This window comes from Cutibacterium sp. LaCa_89, assembly GCF_058177555.1.
The window spans coordinates 1,368,905-1,389,383 of record NZ_CP190889.1; the positions used below are offsets into that span (position 1 = coordinate 1,368,905).

The 20,479-nt window shown below is 64.4% G+C and carries 20 protein-coding genes; 3 read left to right on the plus strand and 17 right to left on the minus strand.

The window, feature by feature from the left end:
• Position 1 precedes the first annotated feature (1 nt).
• The 11 genes from ACP8LP_RS06335 to hisI form a co-directional block, all read right to left on the minus strand.
• Positions 2-1,474 carry a glutamate synthase subunit beta gene (locus ACP8LP_RS06335; protein ID WP_016667617.1) on the minus strand — a complete coding sequence of 491 codons (1,473 nt, stop codon included), beginning with the start codon at positions 1,472-1,474 and terminating at the stop codon, positions 2-4.
• A complete protein-coding gene (gltB, locus tag ACP8LP_RS06340; protein ID WP_484483047.1) occupies positions 1,467-5,990 on the minus strand; it encodes a glutamate synthase large subunit in 4,524 nt (1,507 codons plus the stop codon). Before gltB ends, ACP8LP_RS06335 begins: the two co-directional genes overlap by 8 nt.
• Before the next feature lie 126 nt (positions 5,991-6,116).
• Complete coding sequence (gene lgt / locus ACP8LP_RS06345) at positions 6,117-6,956, minus strand: prolipoprotein diacylglyceryl transferase (RefSeq protein WP_016667615.1); 840 nt, start codon at positions 6,954-6,956, stop codon at positions 6,117-6,119.
• The gene (trpA, locus tag ACP8LP_RS06350; RefSeq protein ID WP_016667614.1) at positions 6,953-7,786 is read right to left on the minus strand and encodes a tryptophan synthase subunit alpha; all 834 of its coding nucleotides are present in this window, start codon (positions 7,784-7,786) and stop codon (positions 6,953-6,955) included. Before trpA ends, lgt begins: the two co-directional genes overlap by 4 nt.
• On the minus strand, positions 7,783-9,039 hold the full coding sequence (gene trpB / locus ACP8LP_RS06355) for a tryptophan synthase subunit beta (protein WP_016667613.1): 1,257 nt from the start codon (positions 9,037-9,039) through the stop codon (positions 7,783-7,785). Before trpB ends, trpA begins: the two co-directional genes overlap by 4 nt.
• A gap of 31 nt (positions 9,040-9,070) precedes the next feature.
• Entirely contained in the window at positions 9,071-9,871 is an 801-nt protein-coding gene (trpC, locus tag ACP8LP_RS06360; RefSeq protein ID WP_021108498.1) for an indole-3-glycerol phosphate synthase TrpC, read from the minus strand.
• Entirely contained in the window at positions 9,872-10,087 is a 216-nt protein-coding gene (locus ACP8LP_RS06365; protein WP_016667611.1) for an HGxxPAAW family protein, read from the minus strand. It lies immediately after the preceding gene.
• A gap of 17 nt (positions 10,088-10,104) precedes the next feature.
• Positions 10,105-10,260 (minus strand): hypothetical protein, encoded by a 156-nt coding sequence (locus tag ACP8LP_RS06370; protein ID WP_016667610.1) that lies wholly within the window; start codon positions 10,258-10,260, stop codon positions 10,105-10,107.
• Positions 10,238-10,819: a Trp biosynthesis-associated membrane protein gene (locus tag ACP8LP_RS06375; RefSeq protein WP_036910365.1), complete on the minus strand. Its 582-nt coding sequence runs from the start codon at positions 10,817-10,819 to the stop codon at positions 10,238-10,240. Before ACP8LP_RS06375 ends, ACP8LP_RS06370 begins: the two co-directional genes overlap by 23 nt.
• A 47-nt stretch (positions 10,820-10,866) precedes the next feature.
• On the minus strand, positions 10,867-12,366 hold the full coding sequence (locus ACP8LP_RS06380) for an anthranilate synthase component I (protein ID WP_016667608.1): 1,500 nt from the start codon (positions 12,364-12,366) through the stop codon (positions 10,867-10,869).
• Positions 12,366-12,731: a phosphoribosyl-AMP cyclohydrolase gene (hisI, locus tag ACP8LP_RS06385; RefSeq protein ID WP_187117034.1), complete on the minus strand. Its 366-nt coding sequence runs from the start codon at positions 12,729-12,731 to the stop codon at positions 12,366-12,368. Before hisI ends, ACP8LP_RS06380 begins: the two co-directional genes overlap by 1 nt.
• A gap of 96 nt (positions 12,732-12,827) precedes the next feature.
• On the opposite strand from hisI, the gene ACP8LP_RS06390 reads away from it, so the two are divergent.
• Positions 12,828-13,463: a TIGR03085 family metal-binding protein gene (locus tag ACP8LP_RS06390; protein WP_016667606.1), complete on the plus strand. Its 636-nt coding sequence runs from the start codon at positions 12,828-12,830 to the stop codon at positions 13,461-13,463.
• A gap of 31 nt (positions 13,464-13,494) precedes the next feature.
• Here the strand turns inward: ACP8LP_RS06390 and gatB are convergent, their stop codons facing one another.
• From gatB to gatC, 3 genes are read right to left on the minus strand one after another with little or no spacing between them, the layout of a single operon-like run.
• Positions 13,495-14,988 carry an Asp-tRNA(Asn)/Glu-tRNA(Gln) amidotransferase subunit GatB gene (gene gatB / locus ACP8LP_RS06395; protein ID WP_036976595.1) on the minus strand — a complete coding sequence of 498 codons (1,494 nt, stop codon included), beginning with the start codon at positions 14,986-14,988 and terminating at the stop codon, positions 13,495-13,497.
• Positions 14,988-16,493 carry an Asp-tRNA(Asn)/Glu-tRNA(Gln) amidotransferase subunit GatA gene (gatA, locus tag ACP8LP_RS06400; protein ID WP_063279938.1) on the minus strand — a complete coding sequence of 502 codons (1,506 nt, stop codon included), beginning with the start codon at positions 16,491-16,493 and terminating at the stop codon, positions 14,988-14,990. The genes gatB and gatA overlap by 1 nt, the downstream gene beginning before the upstream one ends.
• Complete coding sequence (gene gatC, locus ACP8LP_RS06405) at positions 16,490-16,813, minus strand: Asp-tRNA(Asn)/Glu-tRNA(Gln) amidotransferase subunit GatC (RefSeq protein ID WP_036910368.1); 324 nt, start codon at positions 16,811-16,813, stop codon at positions 16,490-16,492. Before gatC ends, gatA begins: the two co-directional genes overlap by 4 nt.
• Positions 16,814-16,957: 144 nt before the next feature.
• On the opposite strand from gatC, the gene ACP8LP_RS06410 reads away from it, so the two are divergent.
• Complete coding sequence (locus ACP8LP_RS06410) at positions 16,958-17,569, plus strand: ACT domain-containing protein (protein WP_016667602.1); 612 nt, start codon at positions 16,958-16,960, stop codon at positions 17,567-17,569.
• 6 nt (positions 17,570-17,575) lie between these two features.
• Positions 17,576-18,088, plus strand: a complete 513-nt coding sequence (locus ACP8LP_RS06415) for an SNARE-associated domain-containing protein (RefSeq protein WP_004811374.1) — start codon at positions 17,576-17,578, stop codon at positions 18,086-18,088.
• Between the two features lie 28 nt (positions 18,089-18,116).
• On the opposite strand, the gene ACP8LP_RS06420 is transcribed toward ACP8LP_RS06415, so the two are convergent.
• Genes ACP8LP_RS06420 through mnmA form a run of 3 tightly spaced genes read right to left on the minus strand, consistent with a single transcriptional unit; the run spans position 18,117 to position 20,428 of the window.
• A complete protein-coding gene (locus ACP8LP_RS06420) occupies positions 18,117-18,329 on the minus strand; it encodes a hypothetical protein (protein ID WP_016667601.1) in 213 nt (70 codons plus the stop codon).
• An 18-nt stretch (positions 18,330-18,347) separates the two neighbouring features.
• Complete coding sequence (locus tag ACP8LP_RS06425) at positions 18,348-19,331, minus strand: methionine synthase (RefSeq protein ID WP_484483048.1); 984 nt, start codon at positions 19,329-19,331, stop codon at positions 18,348-18,350.
• Positions 19,328-20,428: a tRNA 2-thiouridine(34) synthase MnmA gene (gene mnmA, locus ACP8LP_RS06430; RefSeq protein ID WP_016667599.1), complete on the minus strand. Its 1,101-nt coding sequence runs from the start codon at positions 20,426-20,428 to the stop codon at positions 19,328-19,330. Before mnmA ends, ACP8LP_RS06425 begins: the two co-directional genes overlap by 4 nt.
• Positions 20,429-20,479 lie beyond the last annotated feature (51 nt).

Sequence of the window (20,479 nt, forward strand, 5' to 3'; positions counted from 1 at the left end):
ATCAGACCATCATCTGGCGATCAGAGGGTCTGACCGGCTTCGGCAGCACTGACCGCGAACCCATGAGATACGCGTCGACACCGTTGGCCGCCGCCCGTCCCTCCGCAATGGCCCAGACCACCAGGGACTGACCACGACCCGCGTCACCACAGGCGAAGACTCCGGGGACGTTGGTCTCGTAGGCGTCGTTCCGGACGATGTTTCCGCGACCGTCGAGTTCCAGTCCAAGTTCCTGGACGACCCCATCATGCTCGGGGTGGGCGAATCCCATCGCGAAGATGACCAGATCGGCCGGAAGGTCGTGCTCACTGCCCTCGTCAGCGATGAAGACCCGGTTTTCGTCACGATAGCCCGAGACCACTCGGACGGCCTTGACGTGGCCCCCGTCATCGCTGACGATCTCGACGGTGTTGGTCGAGTAGATCCGTTCGCCGCCCTCCTCATTAGAGCTGGAGACACGCAGGATGAGCGGATAGGTCGGCCACGGCTGATTGGCCGGACGATCCTTCGGCGGTTCGGGGTTGTACTGCAGCTGGGTGATCGATGCCGCCCCCTGACGCACCGCAGTGCCAACACAGTCATTGGCGGTGTCTCCCCCACCGATGATGACAACGTGCTTGTCGTCGGCGCGGACCTGGTCGGGAACATCGATCCCAGCCAGCACCTTGTTCTGCTGGGTGAGGTAATCCATGGCGTAACAGACACCGTCGAGCTCGATCCCCGGGGCGTCCAGCATGCGCGGCACGGTGGCACCGGTGGCCAGGACGACGGCGTCGAACCGCTCGCGCAGCTGCTCGCCGGTGATGTCCACGCCGATCTCGATGTTCGTCTTGAAGACGGTGCCTTCCAGCACCATCTGTTTGATACGACGATCCAGGACCGACTTCTCCATCTTGAAGTCCGGGATGCCGTAGCGCAGCAGGCCGCCAATGGCGTCGTCCCGCTCGTAGACAACGACGGTGTGGCCAGCGCGGGTGAGCTGCTGGGCTGCTGCCAGACCGGCAGGACCGGACCCGACGACGGCGGCCGTCTTGAGGGAGTGCCACTCGGGGACAATGGGAATGACGCGACGGTCCTCCCACGCCTTGTCGATGATCGCGACCTCGACGTTCTTGATCGTCACCGGGTCACGGTTGATTCCCTCAACGCAGGCAGTCTCGCAGGGGGCCGGACACAGGCGACCGGTGAACTCCGGGAAGTTGTTGGTCGCCAGCAGGGACTCCAGGGCCTCGCGCCACTCGTCACGCCAGATGAGGTCGTTCCAGTCCGGGATGAGGTTGCCCAGCGGGCACCCGGTGTGGCAGAACGGCACACCACAGTCCATGCACCGACTGGCCTGATCAGTGATGATCGGCAACAGGGCGTGGCCGGGGCCTCCGGGGTAGACCTCCTTCCAGTCATGGATGCGCTCCTCGACCCGACGACGCTCTGCCTCCTGTCGCGGCACCTTCATGAAACCGTGCAGATCAGCCATGGGACACCTCCATGAGAAGTTCGGTCGTCTCGTTGTCGTCCAGTCCGCGTTCCTCGGCCTCGACCATGGCCTTCATCATCTTGGCGTAGTCACGCGGCTGCACCTTGGTGAAAGAGTTTCGGATGTACTCCGGGCCTTCGGCCAGGATCTCTCCGGCGAGGGTCGATCCGGTCTCGGTCTGGTGCAGCGTCAGCAGCTCGATGACGCGATCGACGTCTGCCTCTTCCATCGGCAGGGCGTCAACCATCTCCGGGTTGAGCCGGTCGGCCTCGAGGTTGCGGACCCATGCCACCCCGCCCGACATGCCGGCGGCGAAGTTGCGTCCGGTGGAGCCGAGGACGAGCGCCTCTCCCCCGGTCATGTACTCACAACCGTGGTCGCCAACCCCCTCGACCACCGCTGTGGCTCCGGAGTTGCGCACGCAGAATCTCTCACCCGCCTGGCCGCGCAGCAGGATCTGCCCGGAAGTAGCGCCGTAACCGACGACGTTTCCGGCAATGATCTGATCACGGGGGCGGAAGGGCACCTGCGGGGCCGGGGCGACGATCACCCGGCCACCGGACAATCCCTTGCCGACGTAGTCGTTGGCGTCTCCGACGAGCCTCATCGTCATACCGCGTGGCACGAAGGCACCAAAGCTCTGACCAGCGGTACCGGTGAAGGTGAGATCAATGGTGTTGTCGGGAAGCCCCGTGCCATTCGTCGCCACCGTCACCCGGCTGCCGAGCATCGTGCCGACCGTGCGATCGACGTTGCGGATGCTGAGCTCCCGTCGAATCGGGGTGCCGTCGGTGAGGGCATCGGCACACATGTCGATGAGCTTCATGTCCAGGCTCGTAGCCAGGTCGTGGTCCTGGTCGCAGACATGGTGCAGCGGGGTGCCCTCCGGCAGTTCCACCTGGTGCAGGATCGGTGAGAGGTCGAGGCCCTTGGCCTTCCAGTGGGTGATGGCCTTACGGGTGTCGAGGACCTCGACATGGCCCACGGCTTCGTCGATGGAGCGGAATCCCAGCTCGGCGAGGATCTCGCGAGTCTGCTCGGCCATCATCATCATGAAGTTGACGACGTGGTCAGGGTCCCCGGCGAACTTCTTGCGTAGCTCAGGGTTCTGGGTCGCCACGCCAACCGGGCAGGTGTCGGTGTGGCACTTGCGCATCATGACGCATCCCTCGACGATGAGCGCCGTGGTTGCGAACCCGAATTCCTCGGCGCCCAGCAGGGCGGCGATGACAACGTCTCGTCCGGTCTTGAGCTGACCGTCGCACTGCACGACGATACGATCCCGCAGGCCATTAAGAAGCAGGGTCTGCTGGGCCTCGGCCAGACCGAGCTCCCAGGGACCACCGGCGTGCTTGATCGAGGTCAGCGGAGCCGCGCCGGTTCCGCCGTCGTGGCCCGAGATAAGCACGACGTCGGCCTTGGCCTTGGAGACACCGGCAGCAACCGTGCCGACTCCGGTCTCGGCAACCAACTTGACGTGAATCCGGGCCCGCGGATTGGCGCACTTGAGGTCGTGGATGAGCTGCTTGAGATCCTCGATCGAGTAGATGTCGTGATGAGGCGGCGGGGAGATGAGCCCGACACCTGGGGTCGAATGGCGAGTCTTCGCAACCCACGGGTAGACCTTCGGTCCGGGGAGCTGGCCACCCTCCCCGGGCTTGGCTCCCTGGGCCATCTTGATCTGGATGTCATCGGCATTGACAAGGTACTCGCTCGTCACGCCGAATCGTCCGGAAGCCACCTGCTTGATGGCCGATCGACGCTCCGAATCGTGGAGACGCTCGGGATCCTCGCCACCCTCACCGGTGTTCGACTTGCCGCCGATCCGATTCATGGCAATGGCCAGGGTCTGGTGGGCCTCCATGGAGATCGAGCCATAACTCATGGCGCCGGTGGAGAATCTCCTGACGATCTCGCTGGCCGGCTCGACCTCCTCCAGCGGCACGACCGGACGATCGTGGCGGAACTCCAGCAGGGACCGCAGGGTCATGAGTCGGCTGGAGTTGTCGTTGATGTGGTCGGTGTAGCGGCGGAACTGGGCGTAGTCGTTGGTGCGAGCCGCCAGCTGGAGCCGGAAGATCGACTCCGGGTCTACGAGGTGTTCCTCTCCCTCCCGACGCCACTGGTAGTGACCGCCGGGCTTGAGGGTGCGGTGGGCGAGACGTACACCGGTCTCGGGGTAGGCGGTGAGGTGACGAGCACGGATCTCGTCGGCGATCTCGGTCAGTCCGATTCCCTCGATACGGCTGGTCGTCCCGGTGAAGTACTCGTCGATGAACTCCTGGGACAGGCCGGTGGCTTCGAAGATCTGGGCACCGGTGTACGAGGGGATGGTAGAGACGCCCATCTTGCTCATCGTCTTGAGGACACCCTTGCCGAGGGCCTTGTAGACGTTGTGGATGGCGATCTCAGGGTCAGCCGAGACCCACACCTCGTGGCGGGCCATGTCCTCAGCCGACTCGAAGAGCAGGTAGGGGTTGACCGCCGAGGCTCCATAACCCATGAGAAGTGCGACGTGGTGGACCTCTCGGACGTCACCGGCCTCCACGACCAGTCCGGCCTGGGTACGCGTCTTCTCGCGAACCAGATGGTGGTGGATGGCGGAGGTGAGCAGCAGGGACGGGATCGGGGCCAGCTCACGGGTAGCGTGACGGTCCGAGAGCACGATGATGGTGGCTCCATCGGCGATGGCCCCGGAAACCTCGGCCCGGATCTCCTCAATGCGACGTCGCAACCCGTCACCGCCTTCCTCGACGGAGAAGAGTCCCCGGACGACATGGGTCTTGCGGTCCGGGTGCTCACCGTCGGCATCGATGTGGACGATCTTGGCGAGCTGGTCGGAGTCGATGATCGGGTAGCTGACGACCACCTGACGGCAGGACTCCGGTCCGGGTTCAAGCAGGTTGGCCTCGGGACCGATGGTACCTGTCAGGGAGGTGACGAGTTCCTCACGAACGGCGTCCAGCGGCGGGTTCGTCACCTGGGCGAAGAGCTGACTGAAGTAGTCCCACAACATTTGTGGCCGATTCGATAGAACAGCCAGCGGAGTGTCGGAACCCATGGCTCCCGTGGCCTCTGCCCCCTGGTTCGCCATCGGGGCAATGAGCATCTTGAGCTCCTCGGAGGTGTAGCCGAAGAGCTGCTGACGACGGGTGACGGAAGCGTGGGAGTGAACGATGTGGGTGCGCTCGGGCAGGTCGTCGAGGTCGATGCGACCCTGGTCGAGCCACTCTCCATAGGGCTTGGCAGAAGCCAGTCGGGTCTTGATCTCGGCATCGTCAACGACGCGATGCTCCGAGAGATCGGCGAGGAACATACGTCCGGGCTTGAGGCGTCCCTTCTCGACGACGTGGGCCGCCGGCAGGTCGAGCACACCGGACTCGGACGCGAAGACGACCAGTCCGTCATCGGTCACCCAGTACCGGGCGGGACGCAGACCGTTGCGGTCAAGCACTGCGCCGATCTGATTGCCATCGGTGAAGGTGACGCAGGCCGGACCGTCCCAGGGCTCCATGAGGAAGGAGTGGAACTCGTAGAAGTCGCGCAGCTCCTGAGTCATCTCGGTGTTCTTCTGCCACGCCTCGGGAATCATCATGAGGACGGCGTGCGGCAGGGAGCGTCCTCCCAGGTGGAGCAACTCGAGCACCTCGTCGAAGGAGGCCGAGTCCGATCCGGTCGGGGTGCAAATGGGGTACAGCCGAGCTAGGTCACCTGGGATGAGGTCGGACTTCAGCAAGGCCTCACGAGCCTGCATCCAGTTGCGGTTGCCGCGCACCGTGTTGATCTCGCCGTTGTGGGCGATGAGTCGGTACGGGTGGGCCAACTCCCAGGCCGGGAAGGTGTTCGTCGAAAACCGGGAGTGGACCAGGGCCAGTGCACTGGACAGGTCGGTGTCGTGGAGCTCGGGGAAGACCTCCTCGAGCTGGTTAGTCGTCAGCATCCCCTTGTAGACCAGAGTCCGCGAGGACAGAGAGGCGAAGTAGACCCCGGCCTCGTGCTGGGCACGTCGCCGCAACACGAAGGCCAGCCGCTCCAGATCCATGCCGATACGACCGTCACGGGCACGAATGAGGAGATGCTCGAAATGGGGCATGGTGCCCAAGGACACCTTGGAAAGGGTGTGGGTGTGGACCGGGACCTCACGCCATCCCAGCACCTCGATGCCCTCGTCCGCAGCGATGAGCTCGATGGCAGCGCGGGCGCGGGCACGTTTGGCCTCGTCAACGGGCATGAACGCCAGGCCAACGGCGTAGGCCCCAGGTTCCGGGAGGCGGATTCCAGCTACCCGTCGCAGGAAGGCGTCCGGAACCTGGAGGAGAATGCCTGCGCCGTCGCCAGCGGCCGGATCAGCGCCAGTGGCACCACGGTGGTCAAGATTGCGCAGTGCCTCAAGTCCTTGCTCGACGATCTCGTGGCTGGCCACACCTGTCATGGTGGCCACGAAGGCCACGCCGCAGGCATCGTGCTCGAACTGGGGGTCATAGAGGCCCTGTCGGGGGCGATGGCCGAAGATCATCGGTACTCCTTTCGACGGAGACAGGTGTGCTGCGATTGCGCAGGCACACCCGACCCGGGGACAGACTGTCACACGATGACCACGCCTTGACACATTTGTCCGGGTTGTGGACTCATCGCGGCAGAATCACTGGGCTTGAGCTGCTGGGCGACCGCTGTGCTCGTCATCCTTGCCATGACGGCGCTGCAGGATGATCAGAATGACGACCGCGCCGGTGAGGACGACCAGGGCGGTGACGTCGTTGAGTCGCCATTGTCCCACGTGATGGGCCGGATCGATGCGCAGCCGCTCCACCCAGAAACGACCAAAGGTGTAGACCACGACGTAAAGGGTGAACAAACGGCCATGGTCGAGCTTCCAGCGACGATCCGCCCAGACCAGGAACGCCGCCCCTGCCAAGCTCCACACCAACTCGTACAAGAAGGTGGGATGAAAGGTTGCGTACTGCAGATACCCCGCCGGTCGATGGGCGAGGTCGATCTCAAGTCCCCATGGCAAGGTCGTCGGGCGGCCGAAGAGCTCCTGGTTGAACCAGTTCCCGAGACGTCCGATGGCCTGAGCGGCCAGGATGCCCGGTGCCAGGGAATCGGCCACCGAGGCGAACATGATCCCCTTGTGGCGGCAGTACCGCCAGATCGCCAGGCCTCCCAGGGCGATGGCGCCCCAGATGCCGAGCCCGCCTTCCCAGATGTAGAAGCAGTGGTACCAGGTACGGCCGGGACCGAAGTAGAGCTGATGGTCTGTGATGACGTGGTACAGGCGCCCACCGATGATGCCAGCGACGACCGCGAGGGCACATAACTCCTCGAAGTGCTCCTGCTTACCACCTCGAGAGAGGTAGCGACGCTCGCCACTGATGTAGGCAATGACGATTCCGGCCAGAATGCACAGGGCGTAAATGTGAATCGTCAGCGGTCCGAGGTGAAAGGCCTCGACCGATGGGCTGGGGATCGACAGCAGGTTCACTGGAGTCGCGCCCGCCGCACTCCGGACACCAGGTCATCGACGATAGTGCGCATCCGGTCGATACCGACGTGTGCAGTCTCCCCCTGCTCCTCCGCCTCGACGAGGGCGCGGACAAGAGCGGACCCGACGATGACACCGTCGGCGAAGGAACCAACCTCAGCTGCTTGGTCACTGTTGGAGACGCCCAGACCGACACCGACGGGAATCTCGGAATTGACGGCCTTGACGCGAGCCACCAATTCGGGGGCGGCCGAGGAGGTCTGGGCGCGAGTTCCCGTCACCCCCATGACGGAGGTGGCGTAGACCCAGCCACGGCAGGCGGCGACGGTGGAGGCCAGCCTCTCGTCGGTCGAGGACGGGGCGACCAGGAAGACTCGGTCCAGACCATGGGCCTCCGACGCCGCCATCCACTCCTCCGCCTCGTCAGGAGTGAGGTCAGGGGTGATGAGCCCGGCCCCGCCGGCCGATGCCAGATCTCGGGCATAGGCGTCAACCCCGTAATGCTCGACGAGATTCCAGTAGGTCATGACGACACACGGGGTGCCGGTGTCGGCCACCGCCTCAGCAGCGAGCAGGGTGTCGCGAGTGCGCACCCCGCGCTCGAGTGCTCGAGTGGTGGCGTGCTGGATGACGGTCCCGTCCATCATAGGGTCGGAATAGGGCATCCCGATCTCGACGAGATCGACGCCGATACCAGTCGTACCGGTCGTGAGAGCCTTCATGGCGTCGATGGAATCGGGTACCGAGGGGTGCCCCACCGGCAGGTAACCAACCAGGGCCGGACGATTCTCCTCACGGGCCTTCAGGTAGGCACTCGCACTGCTGGTCATTCCATACCTCCGGTGGTGGCGTCAACACTGCCGTCGATGTCGAACCAGGTGAGGGCGGTGTCGACGTCCTTGTCCCCTCGTCCCGACACGGTGACGATGACGATCGGCGGCTCACCGCCGTGGTCCGGCAGATCCTTGACGATCCGCAGCACGCCGGCCACGGCGTGAGCCGACTCAATGGCGGGCATGATGCCCTCGGTCTGGGTGAGGGTGCGCAGAGCCTTCATGGCGTCCCGGTCGTTCACGGGAAGATAGGTGGCTCGCTTGTTGGCGGCCAACCAGGAGTGCTCGGGACCGACACCGGGGTAGTCCAGGCCGGCCGAGATGGAATGGGACTCCATCGTCTGACCGTCCGCGTCCTGCAAGATGTAGGTGCGAGTGCCGTGCAGCACGCCGACCGAACCTCCGGTGATCGACGCGGCGTGACGTCCGGTCTCGAGGCCGTCACCGCCAGCCTCGAATCCGTAGAGGCGAACCTCGGGGTCGTCGATGAACTGGGCGAAGGAGCCGATGGCGTTGGATCCGCCGCCAACACAGGCACAAACCGCGTCCGGAAGTCGCCCTGCGCGGTCGAGACACTGCTGACGCGCCTCAGCGGAGATGACTCGCTGGAACTCGCGCACCAATTTGGGGAAGGGATGCGGGCCAGACGCGGTGCCGATGAGGTAATGGGTGTCGTCAACGTGGGCGACCCAGTCGCGCATGGCCTCGTTCATGGCGTCCTTGAGGGTACGAGAGCCAGCTTCCACGGCGACGACCTCAGCGCCCAGGAGTTGCATACGAGCGACGTTGAGAGCCTGACGCTCGGTGTCGACCTGGCCCATGTACACCCGGCATTCCATGCCCATCATGGCGGCGACGGTGGCCGTCGCCACCCCGTGTTGACCTGCACCGGTCTCGGCGATGAGGCGGTGCTTGCCCATTCGTCGGGTCAGCAACGCTTGCCCCAGCACGTTGTTGATCTTGTGCGAGCCGGTGTGGTTGAGGTCCTCACGCTTGAGCAGGACCCGCACCTTGCGGCCGGTCTGCTCGGCCACGTGCTCGGAGAACCGGGGGGCCTCCGTCAGTGGGGAGGGGCGTCCCGCGTAGTCACGACGCAGTGCATCCAGCTCGGCGTGGAAGTCGGGGTCAGCGAGGGCGGCCTCAAAGGTCTTCTCAAGCTGGTTGAGGGCAGCCTGAAGTGCCTCCGGGACGAAGCGGCCACCGAAGGCGTCGAAATGGCCGTGGACGTCGGGCAGGTCTCGTGCGGACATGGTCGTCCTTTCCGTTGGATGTCAGGCGTGGTCAGACGGTGGCGCGATGGATCTCACGCAGCACCTGGGCTGGTTCACCGTGGCGAACCAGCATCTCCCCCACCAGCACCGCATCGGCACCACATTCGTGGGCCTCGACGGCGTCGTCCACGCAGAGGATTCCAGACTCAGCCACCTTAACGGCATTCTCCGGCAATTCGCCGAGAAGGGTGCCGAAGATGGCCCTGTCGACTTCGAGGGTCTTAAGATTACGGGCGTTCACCCCGATGACTCGGGCGTCAAGGGTCGCTGCCCGAGCAGCCTCCTGTGGGGTGTGAACCTCGACCACAGGGGTCATGCCCAGCTCGGTCGCAAGATCGTAAAGGCGTCGCAACTCGTCGTCGGGCAGAGCAGCGACGATGAGGAGGACGAGATCGGCGCCGTGAGCACGGGCCTCGAGCACCTGGTACTCGGTGACGACGAAGTCCTTGCGGAGAATCGGAATATCGACCTTTTCCCGTACCGCGTCGAGGTCGGCGACGGATCCCTGGAAACGACGCTCCTCGGTGAGAACACTGACGGCGGCTGCTCCGCCAACCCGGTACTGATCGGCCAGCGCAGCAGGATCGCCAATCGGCGCGAGGTGTCCCTTCGACGGACTGGACCTCTTGACCTCGGAGATGACCGACAGACCAGGAGCGGTCAGCCGAGGAACGGGGTCAATTGCGGGTGTGACGAGGTCGATGGCCTCGCGAAGGTTGTCCGAGGTGACCATGAGCTGGCGCTCGTGGAGATCCTCGAGAACACCAGCGATGATCTCGTCAAGAATTGTTCCGGTAACGGTGGGCGACATTCAGCATGCTCCGCCATAACCCATGGCGCGCATCACCAGGGTGACGACACCGCCAAGAACGACGAGAGCAGCGCCGACGATGCAGGTGATCCAGCTGGGGCCAGACATGGCACCGACGGTGGCGACGATGAAGCCAATGAGGGCGACGATCGAACCTGCCCAGTTCGCGGGGCTCCCACCGTGCTTGTACTGACGAGTGGCGCGATCAGCGCTCATGGTGTTCCCTCCGGTGGTCAGGCGCGGCTTATTCCACGCAGCTGGTCGATGATGCGGGTGGACTCCCCGAGCTGGTCAGGGGTGCCGTCGGATACCCGCAACGCGGCGAATCCAGTAATGATCCTACCCTGATTGGCCGTCGGCGCGGGCCTACCGACCATTGTGTGAGCCATTCCCGCCCTCGTGGGCCGACTCGTCAGAACTCGATTCCGACGACTCAGGTTCTGCCTGCGACCGGGCCACTGGTTGAGTCCGGAAATCCGCCAGGGTGGGATCCTCTCCCCTGTCCAGGGCATCCCACGCGGATCGCGAGTCGCCGACCAGTTCTCCGGTACGACGGGCCGAACGGCTGGGCCAACGGTCGGCGAAGGCCGCCACCCCGGCGCCGGTGACAATCGTCAGGGCTCCGGCCACCAGACACACCCATGGCCATAGGGTGACCGTCATCTGCGGCGCTCCGGCGTCGACCCCCTTGGCAGCCCACTGATGTGGCGACGCACTGCGGTGGGTGAGGACGACAGCCGCGATCCCGACGCCGACCAAGGCCTGCACGATTCCGGTGACGCGACGACCGACCGTCTTGACGACGAGGAGGAGGGCCACCGTGATGACGAGCATGAGGACGGTCGCCGTGATCAATCCTCCCGTGACGTCAGCACCCGTCAGTCCAATTCCGGCACGCTCCATCCAGGTTCGCCTGGATGCGACGCTGACGAGGATGGCAGCCAGGATCGGGTAGGCGGCAAGAACCACTCGCCACACGACTGGGATCGGAGTCCTCACTGTGCGTCCTCCCGCAGGGGATGCAGGGTTCCCGCATCTTGAATCGCCTGGATGACGGCCGCCGCCTTGTTCTGGCACTCAGCGTTCTCCTTGGCTCCGACCGAGTCCAACACGATTCCGGCTCCGGCCTGCACATGGGCAACCTGATCCTTGAGGACGGCAGTCCGGATGGCAATGGCACAGTCCGAATTGCCGTGCAGATCGAAGTACCCGACGACGCCACCGTAGACGCCACGTCGGGTGGTCTCGAGCTCCTCGATGATCCGCATGGCGGAAATCTTCGGTGCCCCGGACAGGGTGCCAGCCGGGAAACACGACATCGTCACGTCGACGGCGTCCAGGCCGTCAACGATCTGTCCGGTCACCGCCGCCTCCAGGTGCATGACGTGGGAATATCGCCCCACGTGCATGAACTCGGTGACGTTGACAGTTCCGGGCACGCAGACCCGACCCAGGTCGTTGCGTCCCAGATCGACGAGCATGGTGTGCTCGGAGCGCTCCTTGGGGTCGGCCAGCAGCTCGTCCTCCATGGCCCGGTCCTCGACCGCAGTGCGTCCGCGCGGGCGGGTACCGGCAATCGGGTGAGTCGTCGCGACACCGTCTGCCACCGTCACCAGAGCCTCCGGGGAGGATCCGATGACGTCGAATCCAGGTAACCGCAGCAGGTAGAGGTAGGGACTGGGATTGGTGCGACGCAGCTGACGGTAGATGTCGAGGGCATCGGCCTCGGTCTCGACGTCAAAGCGCTGGCTGGGGACGACTTGGAAGATGTCACCGTCGCGAATGCGCTCGATGGCGGTGTCGACCATCTCGCCGAACTTTTTGGGCGTGCGTTGACGATGTACCTGACTCGCGGCGCGGTCCACGGCACGGGCCGTCAGCACCTCCCGCGGCTCGGCCAACCTCGTCACCATCGCCTCGAGGGCGTCAACCGCGTCGTCGTAAGCCTCATCGAGATCGGTTCCGTCCACCACCTGGTTGGAGATGAGCCACAGCTCACCGCGTTGGTGGTCGAGGACCGCCATCTCCCCGGCGAGCATGAGGCATGCCACCGGGAGGTCCAGATCATCGACGAGATCGTCGCCGATATCCTCCAGACGACGAACCATGTCGTATCCGATATATCCAACAAAACCGCTCGTCAAGGGTGGAAGGTCAGACTCTGCCGGGGTGTTCAGGGCGGCCAGGGCCTCCTTGAGGGCGCCGAGTGGGTCATCACTGACCGTCAAACCCGCAGGCGGTTCGCCGATCCACTCCACCGAACGCCCGTCGGACGTCAGGGCGCAGCGAGTAATGACCCCGATGAAGGACCACCGCGACCAGATGCCCGACTCCGCGGACTCCAGCAGGAAGGTCAGTCGTCGGTCCCCGCAGAGATGCTGGTAGAGACCAATCGGGGTGTCGTCATCGCAGATCAGTTTGGTCCGCACCGAGACGACAGTATTCTCCTCCGCCAGGGCAGCGAACTCCTCACGTGATGGGGTGACGTCGATCATCACTCGGCCACCTCGTCCAGGAGCACATCGGCGTCGAAACAGGTGTGGTCACCGGTGTGGCATGCCCCTCCGACCTGGTCGACGCGAAGTAGCAGGGTGTCGCCGTCACAGTCGAGTTGAACCGAACGAACGTGCTGGGTGTGGCCGGAGGTCTCCCCCTTGACCCAGTACTCCTGACGCGACCGGGACCAGTAGGTCGCACGACGGGTGGTCAGGGTGCGGGCCAGGGCAACATCGTCCATCCAAGCCATCATGAGGACGTCCCCGGTCGTGGCGTCCTGGACCACGGCAGGTACCAGACCGGCGTCATTGCGTCGCAGGCGCGCTGCGACGTCGGGGGGGAGAGTGGGTTCTTCGGTCAGCACGGGCCCATTGAACACCGAACCACCGACATCTGGAGTCCGCGCCGCGTTTCGGACCGGTGCTGGCAAGATGGGCTCATAGTTCGAAGGAGGACCTGAATGTCCATTGCACGAGACGAACGAGCCGGACTGGCTGCAGACCTGTCACGACTTGGCCCCGATGCCCCGACTCTGTGCGAGGGATGGACCGCCCGAGATCTGCTGACCCACGTCCTGCTCCGGGAGAATGATCCATTGGCCATCCCCGGCATGGCCGTCAGCGTCTTCGACGCCGTCACACAGGCCCGTGCGGACAAAATGGAGGCATCGGGATCCTTCGAGGATCTGGTGGCACGCTTCGCTCAGGGGCCAGACCGCTTCTCGATCTTCCGCGTTCCGGGGATGGACGCCGCCGCCAACTCGATGGAGTACTTCATCCACCACGAGGATCTGCTTCGAGCCCAGCCCGGCTGGCGACCCCGACAACTGGGCCACCGCGCCGAGCTTCAACTGGCAGGGATCATCCGTAAGTACGGACGTGCTCTGACTCGTCGCTCCCCGGTAGGCGTGCACGCGGAGATGACCGGACTGGGGAACCCCGTCACCCTTCATCCCGGTGACCGCATCGTTACCATCGTCGGCAAGCCCTCGGAAATCCTCCTACTGCTCACCGGACGCACCTCGGTCGCCCAGGTCGACGTCCTCGGTGAGCCGGACACCCTCTCCGAGTTCATGCGCTCCGACCACTCGTTGTGAGAGCCGGGGCGCAGGAACTCAACCGCGTGGGTCAGGAGAGCTTCTCGAGGATGAGCTCCCTGACCCGCTTGGCGTCTGCCTGACCCCTCATGGCCTTCATGACCTGACCAATGAGGGCACCGGCCGCCTGGACCTTGCCACCACGGATCTTCTCGGCAATCTGCGGGTTGGCAGCGATGACGTCGTCAACAGCAGCACCAAGGGCGGCGTCGTCGGAGACGACGGCGAGACCGCGTCCGTCGACCACCTGCTGAGGATCCCCCTCGCCAGCGATGACACCGTCGATGACCTGACGGGCCAGCTTGTCGGTGAGGGTGCCGTCGTCAACGAGCTTCTGCAGTTGGGCGACCTGGGCCGGGGACATACCGACCTCGGACAGGTCCACCCCGGCCTCGTTGGCACGACGAGACAGCTCGGTGAGCCACCACTTGCGCGCGGCAGCGGGTTGGCAGCCAGCGTTGACGGTCTCCTCAAGGAGGTCGAGGGCGCCGGCATTGACGACCGCAGTCATCTCCAGCTCGGAGAACTGCCACTGGGAGGCCAGACGCGCTCTCTTGGCAGCTGGAAGCTCCGGCAGGCCAGCACGCAACTCCTCCACCCATCCCCGGGACGGCGCGATCGGAACCAGGTCCGGCTCGGGGAAGTAGCGGTAGTCCTCGGCGTCGGACTTGTCGCGTCCGGCGATGGTGTATTCGCCGCTCTCCTGCCACATCCGGGTCTGCTGACGAACCTTGCGTCCCTCGGCCAACACGAATCCCTGACGCTGGATCTCGTAGGTCAGGGCTCCTTCGACCGAGCGCAGCGAGTTGACGTTCTTGGTCTCGGTACGGGTGCCCAAGGTGCTGCTACCGCGCGGCATGAGGGAGACGTTGGCATCACAACGCAGGTTGCCTCGTTCCATCTTGGCCTCGGAGACTCCCAGAGCGATCATGATGTCGCGCAGCTGAGCCATGTAGGCCCGTGCCACCTGCGGCGCCTTGGCTCCCAGTCCACGGATCGGCCTGGTGACGATCTCGATGAGCGGGACGCCGGCGCGGTTGTAGTCCATGAGGGAGTGGCTGGCACCGGAAATACGTCCGTCGGATCCGCCGACGTGCAGGGACTTTCCGGCGTCCTCCTCCATGTGGGCACGCTCGATCTCGACACGGAAGACCTCGCCGTCGACCTCGACGTCGAGGCAGCCGTCGTAGCAGATCGGCTCGTCGTACTGCGAGGTCTGGTAATTCTTCGTCATGTCCGGGTAGAAGTAGTTCTTCCGGGCCATGCGGCACCACTCGGCGATCTTGCAGTTGAGGGCCAGACCGATGCGGATGGCCGACTCGACGGCGTGGCCGTTGATGGCCGGCATCGATCCGGGAAGACCCAGGCAGACCGGGCAGACGTTGGTGTTGGGATCCTTCTCGGTGTCCGTGGAACATCCGCAGAACATCTTGGTCGCCGTCGACAGCTCGACGTGGACCTCGAGTCCGATGACCGGCTCGTAGTCAGCCATCACCTCGTCATAGGGCAGCAGCTCGTCCGTCATCATGCCTTTCCCCTCAGCTCGGGAGCCTTCGCAAGCAGCGGGGCACCCCACTTCTCGTTCAGCAGCCGTTCCAGGGCCGCACCGACCCGGTAGACGCGGTCATCCGCCATGATCGGGGCCATCACCTGCATACCGACGGGCATCCCGTCGGTCTCGGACAGGCCGATCGGGAAGGACCCAGCAGGGCTGCCGGCCATGTTGGCCGGAATGGTGCACAGGTCGGAGCGATACATCGCCATCGGGTCGGCCGTGCGCTCCCCCAGTCGGAATGCCGTCGTCGGGGTGGCCGGGGAGACGAGCACGTCACAGGTCTTCCAGGCCTTCTCGAAGTCACGTTGGATGAGGGTGCGGACCTTCTGGGCCGAGCCGTAGTAAGCGTCGTAGTAGCCGGCCGACAAGGCATACGTACCCAGGATGATGCGACGCTTGGCCTCGGCACCGAATCCGGCGCCACGGGTGGCACGCATGACCTGCTCGGCGGAGTGCTCGCCGTCATCATCGACGCGCAGGCCGTAGCGCATGGCGTCGTAGCGGGCCAGGTTGCTGGAGACCTCAGCGGGTTGGATGAGGTAGTAGGCAGGCAGGGCCAGGTCGAATTTGGGGCAGGAGACCTCGACGACCTCGGCTCCCGCACTCGTCAGGATCTCGACGGCCTCGTCGAAGCGTGCCTCGACCTGCGGGTCGTACCCCTCACCGGCGAATTCGGTGACGACACCGATCCGCATTCCGGCGACATCCGGCTGGTTCGCAGCCTCGACGATGGCCGGGGTGGGCTGGTCGATGGTCGTCTGGTCCATCAAGTCATGACCGGCGATCACCTGGTGCAGCAAGGCCGCATCCAGGACGGTACGAGCGCAGGGTCCGGGGGTGTCCAGGGAAGACGCCATCGCGATGACGCCGTACCGGGACGTCGACCCGTAGGTCGGCTTAATGCCGACGGTGCCGGTCACCGCACCGGGCTGACGAATGGACCCTCCGGTGTCGGTACCGAGAGCCAACGGGGACTGGAAAGCAGCCAGGCTGGCGGCAGATCCGCCGCCCGAGCCACCAGGAACTCGGTCGAGGTCCCACGGGTTGTGAGTGGGGCCAAAGGCAGAGGTCTCGGTCGAGGATCCCATGGCGAACTCGTCCAGGTTCGTCTTGCCCAGGATCACCATGCCGGCGTCCTTGCATCGGGTGACGATGGTCGAGTCATAGGGCGGGATCCATCCCTCCAACATCCGGGACGAGGCCGTGGTGGCCAGTCCCTTGGTGCAGAAGAGATCCTTCACGGCCAGCGGCACACCGGCCAGCGGACCAAGCTTCTCACCGTCGGCGATCCGAGAGTCAATCCGTCGGGCAGTTTCCAAGGCGCCGTCGTGATCAACCAGAAGGAAGGCACGCACGTCGCCGTCGACCTCGCCGATCCGGTCCAAGTGTGCCTGGGTGACCTCCTCGCTGGAGACCTCGCGGGACGCAATGCGTGCGCCGAGTTCGGCAGCGGTCAGGGTCACGAGCTCGTTCACTGTGCCTCCTCGTCCAGGATGCGGGGCACACGGAAGCGCTGATCCTCACTGCGGGGGGCCATGGCCAGGGCGTCATCAGCCGACATCGACTCCTTGATGACGTCCTCGCGGAAGACGTTGGACAGCGGCAGAGCGTGCGAGGTAGGTGGCACGTCGTCGGTGGCGACGGCTGACACTGCGGCCACGGCGTCGAGGATCGCGTCAAGCTGAGGAGCCAGATACGCGGTCTCGTCGTCAGTGAGGTCGATGCGTGCCAGGCCGGCCAGGCGGACGACGTCATCCGGCGTGAGGGCCACGATGAATCTCCTGGTTGGCGGCATGGGGGCGGGAATGCCCTCAGACTATCCTAGGACCACTGGCCGACACGACTGCCAGATGAGCACCTCCGTCCTTGATGATGACCCGCCGGAACACGAATTCAGTTTGGGATCGTCGGATCCACCCGCAACAATGAGTGAGTGCTCATGATTCGTATTCAGCTGCCAGACACGCCGGGTTCCCTGGGGTCGGTGGCGACCGCCATGGGCACCGCCGATGCCGACATATCCGCGATTGAGATTGTCGAAAAGGGCGATCACTACGTCGTCGACGACTTCATGCTGACCCTTCCTCCGACCACGATGCCTGACACCTTGGTATCGGCCTGCGACATGCTTGACGGAGTTCATGTGCTGTGGCTGAGCAGGTATCCGGAGAATTGGAGTATTGAGTCCGACATCGCAGCCCTGAATCGGATGTCCGAGGACCCGAAGCATTCCGCCGAGATTCTCTGTGGCGCCGTCCCGGTCGTCTTCCACACTCATTGGTCGGCACTCTTCGATGCCGATGAGCAGGTCATCATCTCGACTGCCCTGTCTCCGGAATTCACTCCTGAGGGCATCGCACGTCTGACACCGATGGATCGCTCCCATGTCGCTGAGCTCGAGGCTGGCTGGATGCCAGGTTGGGGTGACACCGTCATCGCCGCTGTCCCACTATCGAGGGGGCGCTGTCTGGTTGCCGGACGTCAGGGAGGCCCAGGGTTCCTGGCTTCCGAGCTCAATCGTCTGCAGCACATGGCCGCTCTGGCCAACTGAGGCCACATGGAGGTCTACCTCACCTGGCAGTTCTGGTACCAGGTTCTATCAGCCTTCGCCTTCGGCGTGGCTTCCAGTTTGGTGCCGGTGCTCAATTCGGAGTTGTTCATCGTCGGCGCCCTAGGATCAAAACTCCTGGGTCCGCTGGAAGTCGCCCTGGGGCTGGCTCTTGGCCACGGCGTTGGCAAACAGATCATGTTCATCGGTATCCGACGCGGATCGAATTCGCAATGGATCAAGCACAAGGAGCCCAAACCGGTTCCGGAGGGATCCTGGCGGTGGCGTCTACGGAGATGGAATGACAAGGCTGCTCACGTGGTCGAGACCCCGCGATGGGGCATGCCTCTGCTGTTCTTCTCGGCCATTACCGGTGTCCCGCCGGTCTACCTCGTCGTCATCTACGCGGCGACGACCAAGATGCACTTCTGGTGGTTCTCGCTGTGGGTCACCGTCGGATTCTTCATCCGGTGTTACCTCCTGGCCCTGGCGACCCAGTATGGGTTCCACATCATCATCTGACACCAGCGCGATGCCGTGAAGACCCTTGTCACCCGCGCATGACGAGGATGCGGAAGAAGTAGTACCCCACTCCGACCAACACCGCGAGAGCGACGACGAAGGCGATGGGTGCGAGAACTCGTTGCACCTTCTTGCGCTTCGTGGTCGGGACCCCAGTCGGAGCCCACTGTTTCTCACCGACACGCGGCCGAGTGCGCTCCGGAGTCTGGCCGTCAAGGTCGAGATTGGTGAAGAAACCCACGATCGGAACCCTACCTGCTCAGCCTGCCCGGTCCAGCTGCTCATCGACGAGGTCAGCTGCCCGTCTCACCGTCCGGCAGACCTCGGCAGCCGATTGACGGGACCAGCCGGCGAGCCCGCAGGCAGGGCTCAGCACCCCTGCCCTCAGCAGGGTGGGATCCACCTGGGTGCGTCGCGCCAACCACAGCACACGGTCGATGAGGCGATCCACTGGTGGCACCTGATCGACCGTCATGGTGTCGACGACCCCCATGCCCAGCCGTCCACCTGACTCCACCCATTGCGCGGCGGAGTCCAGTGACACCGCGTCTGTGATCTCGCACCACATCGTGGTGAATCCGGCCTTGCCGGCCGGCGCCCACGGGATGGGATGGCCACAACAGTGCAGTCCCGCCGAGACCTCCTCACAGCCACTGACGATCGTCTGCCAGAGCCGCGTCGCCGTGGTGGCCTCCATGGCCGGATGCCGATAGAGCCCCGACTGGGTCGGAATGGATCCCGCGAGAACGGCAGGAGCAGCAGGTTCGTCGATCTGCATCGTCCAGGTCACGCGTGGCATCCGGCGTCGCAGTTCGGTCAGAAGCTGGCTGATCCCTTCCGCCAGGCTGGCTGTGACGTCGTTCAGGGCCGAGGAATCCGCGAGGATCGACTCCCCGGCGCGCATGTGCAGGCCCGTGGCAAGGGTGAGAGGACCGGCCACAGTGATCTTGACGGTGGCCTCCTCGTTGGCCAGCACCTCCTCGAGGTCATCGAGGTCGTTGCGCAGAAGGGATCGTGCCGAGCGAGCGGCATGGTCGGTGGCGTCCGCGAGCCGCCATCCGCCCGGGCCATGATCAACCGGCAGATCGATGAGGAGGGCCGTCGCCCTCCCGACCATTTGACCACTGACTCCGCGGGCCGGTAATTCTGGCAACGGGATGAGCTCGTCGAAGATCTCGGCCATCGCAGCCACGCTGCCGCGCATGTCGGTGCCGGGCAGCGACCCAATACCTGTGGCGATCATGCTGCCTGCTCCACTGTCATTCCGGCTCGATCCGTCCCGCATATGGTTGCTGATCCGACGACGAGGTCCCCGTCGTAGAAGACCGCCGCCTGACCGGGAGCGACTCCGCGCAGGGTCTGCTCGAGGTCCATCATCACCCCACCGGCGACCGTGGTGATCGTGGCGTCAACCGGATCCCCATGGGCTCTCACCTGAACCTGACCATGCCAGGTCGCGGCAGACTCGCCAGAACACCACACCGGCCGGATGGCCTCGACGTGGCGCACGGTCAGCCCTTCGGCTCCTCCGACGACCACGGTGTTGTTGACCGGTTCGATGTCGAGGACGTATCGCGGCTTGCCATCCGGGGCCGGAACTCCGAGCCGAAGACCTCTCCGCTGGCCAATGGTGAAATGGTGATACCCGTCGTGATGACCGACAACAGCCCCGAACTCATCGCGGATCTCTCCGGCGGCCGAACCGATCTTCTCCGAGAGCCAACCTGGCGTGTCCCCGTCAGGGATGAAACAAATGTCGTTGGAATCAGGTTTGTCAGCCACCGACAAACCAAGATCCGCCGCTTCCCGTCGCACATCAGTCTTGAAGGAATTCCCCAGCGGGAACAACGAATGGGACAGCTGATCCTGGTTGAGGACAGCCAGCACGTAGGACTGGTCTTTGCCCGGGTCGACCGAGCGGTACAGCTTCGTCATTCCATCGTCGACCTCAGTCCGGGCGTAATGGCCGGTGGCGACGGCGTCATATCCCAGGTCGAGACCGCGTTCCAGCAGGGCCGCGAACTTGATCCTCTCATTGCATCTCAGGCAGGGATTGGGCGTGCGACCGGCCTGATACTCAGCGATGAAGGGGTCAATGACCTCCTCGGCGAAGCGGTCGGAGAAATCCCACACGTAGAACGGGATCCCCAGCTTGTCCGCGGCCCGCCGGGCGTCGAAGGAATCCTCCAGGGAGCAGCATCCTCGTGACCCTTCCCGATGGGAACGCGGGTTGCGTGACAGCGCCAGATGCACACCGGTGACGTCGTGGCCTGCCGCGACGAGACGGGCAGCGGCGACGGCAGAGTCGACTCCCCCCGACATAGCAGCGAGAACCTTCACAGTGCTTCCTCTCCGTGAACGTGCAGGGATACGGATTAATAGTGGGAACGT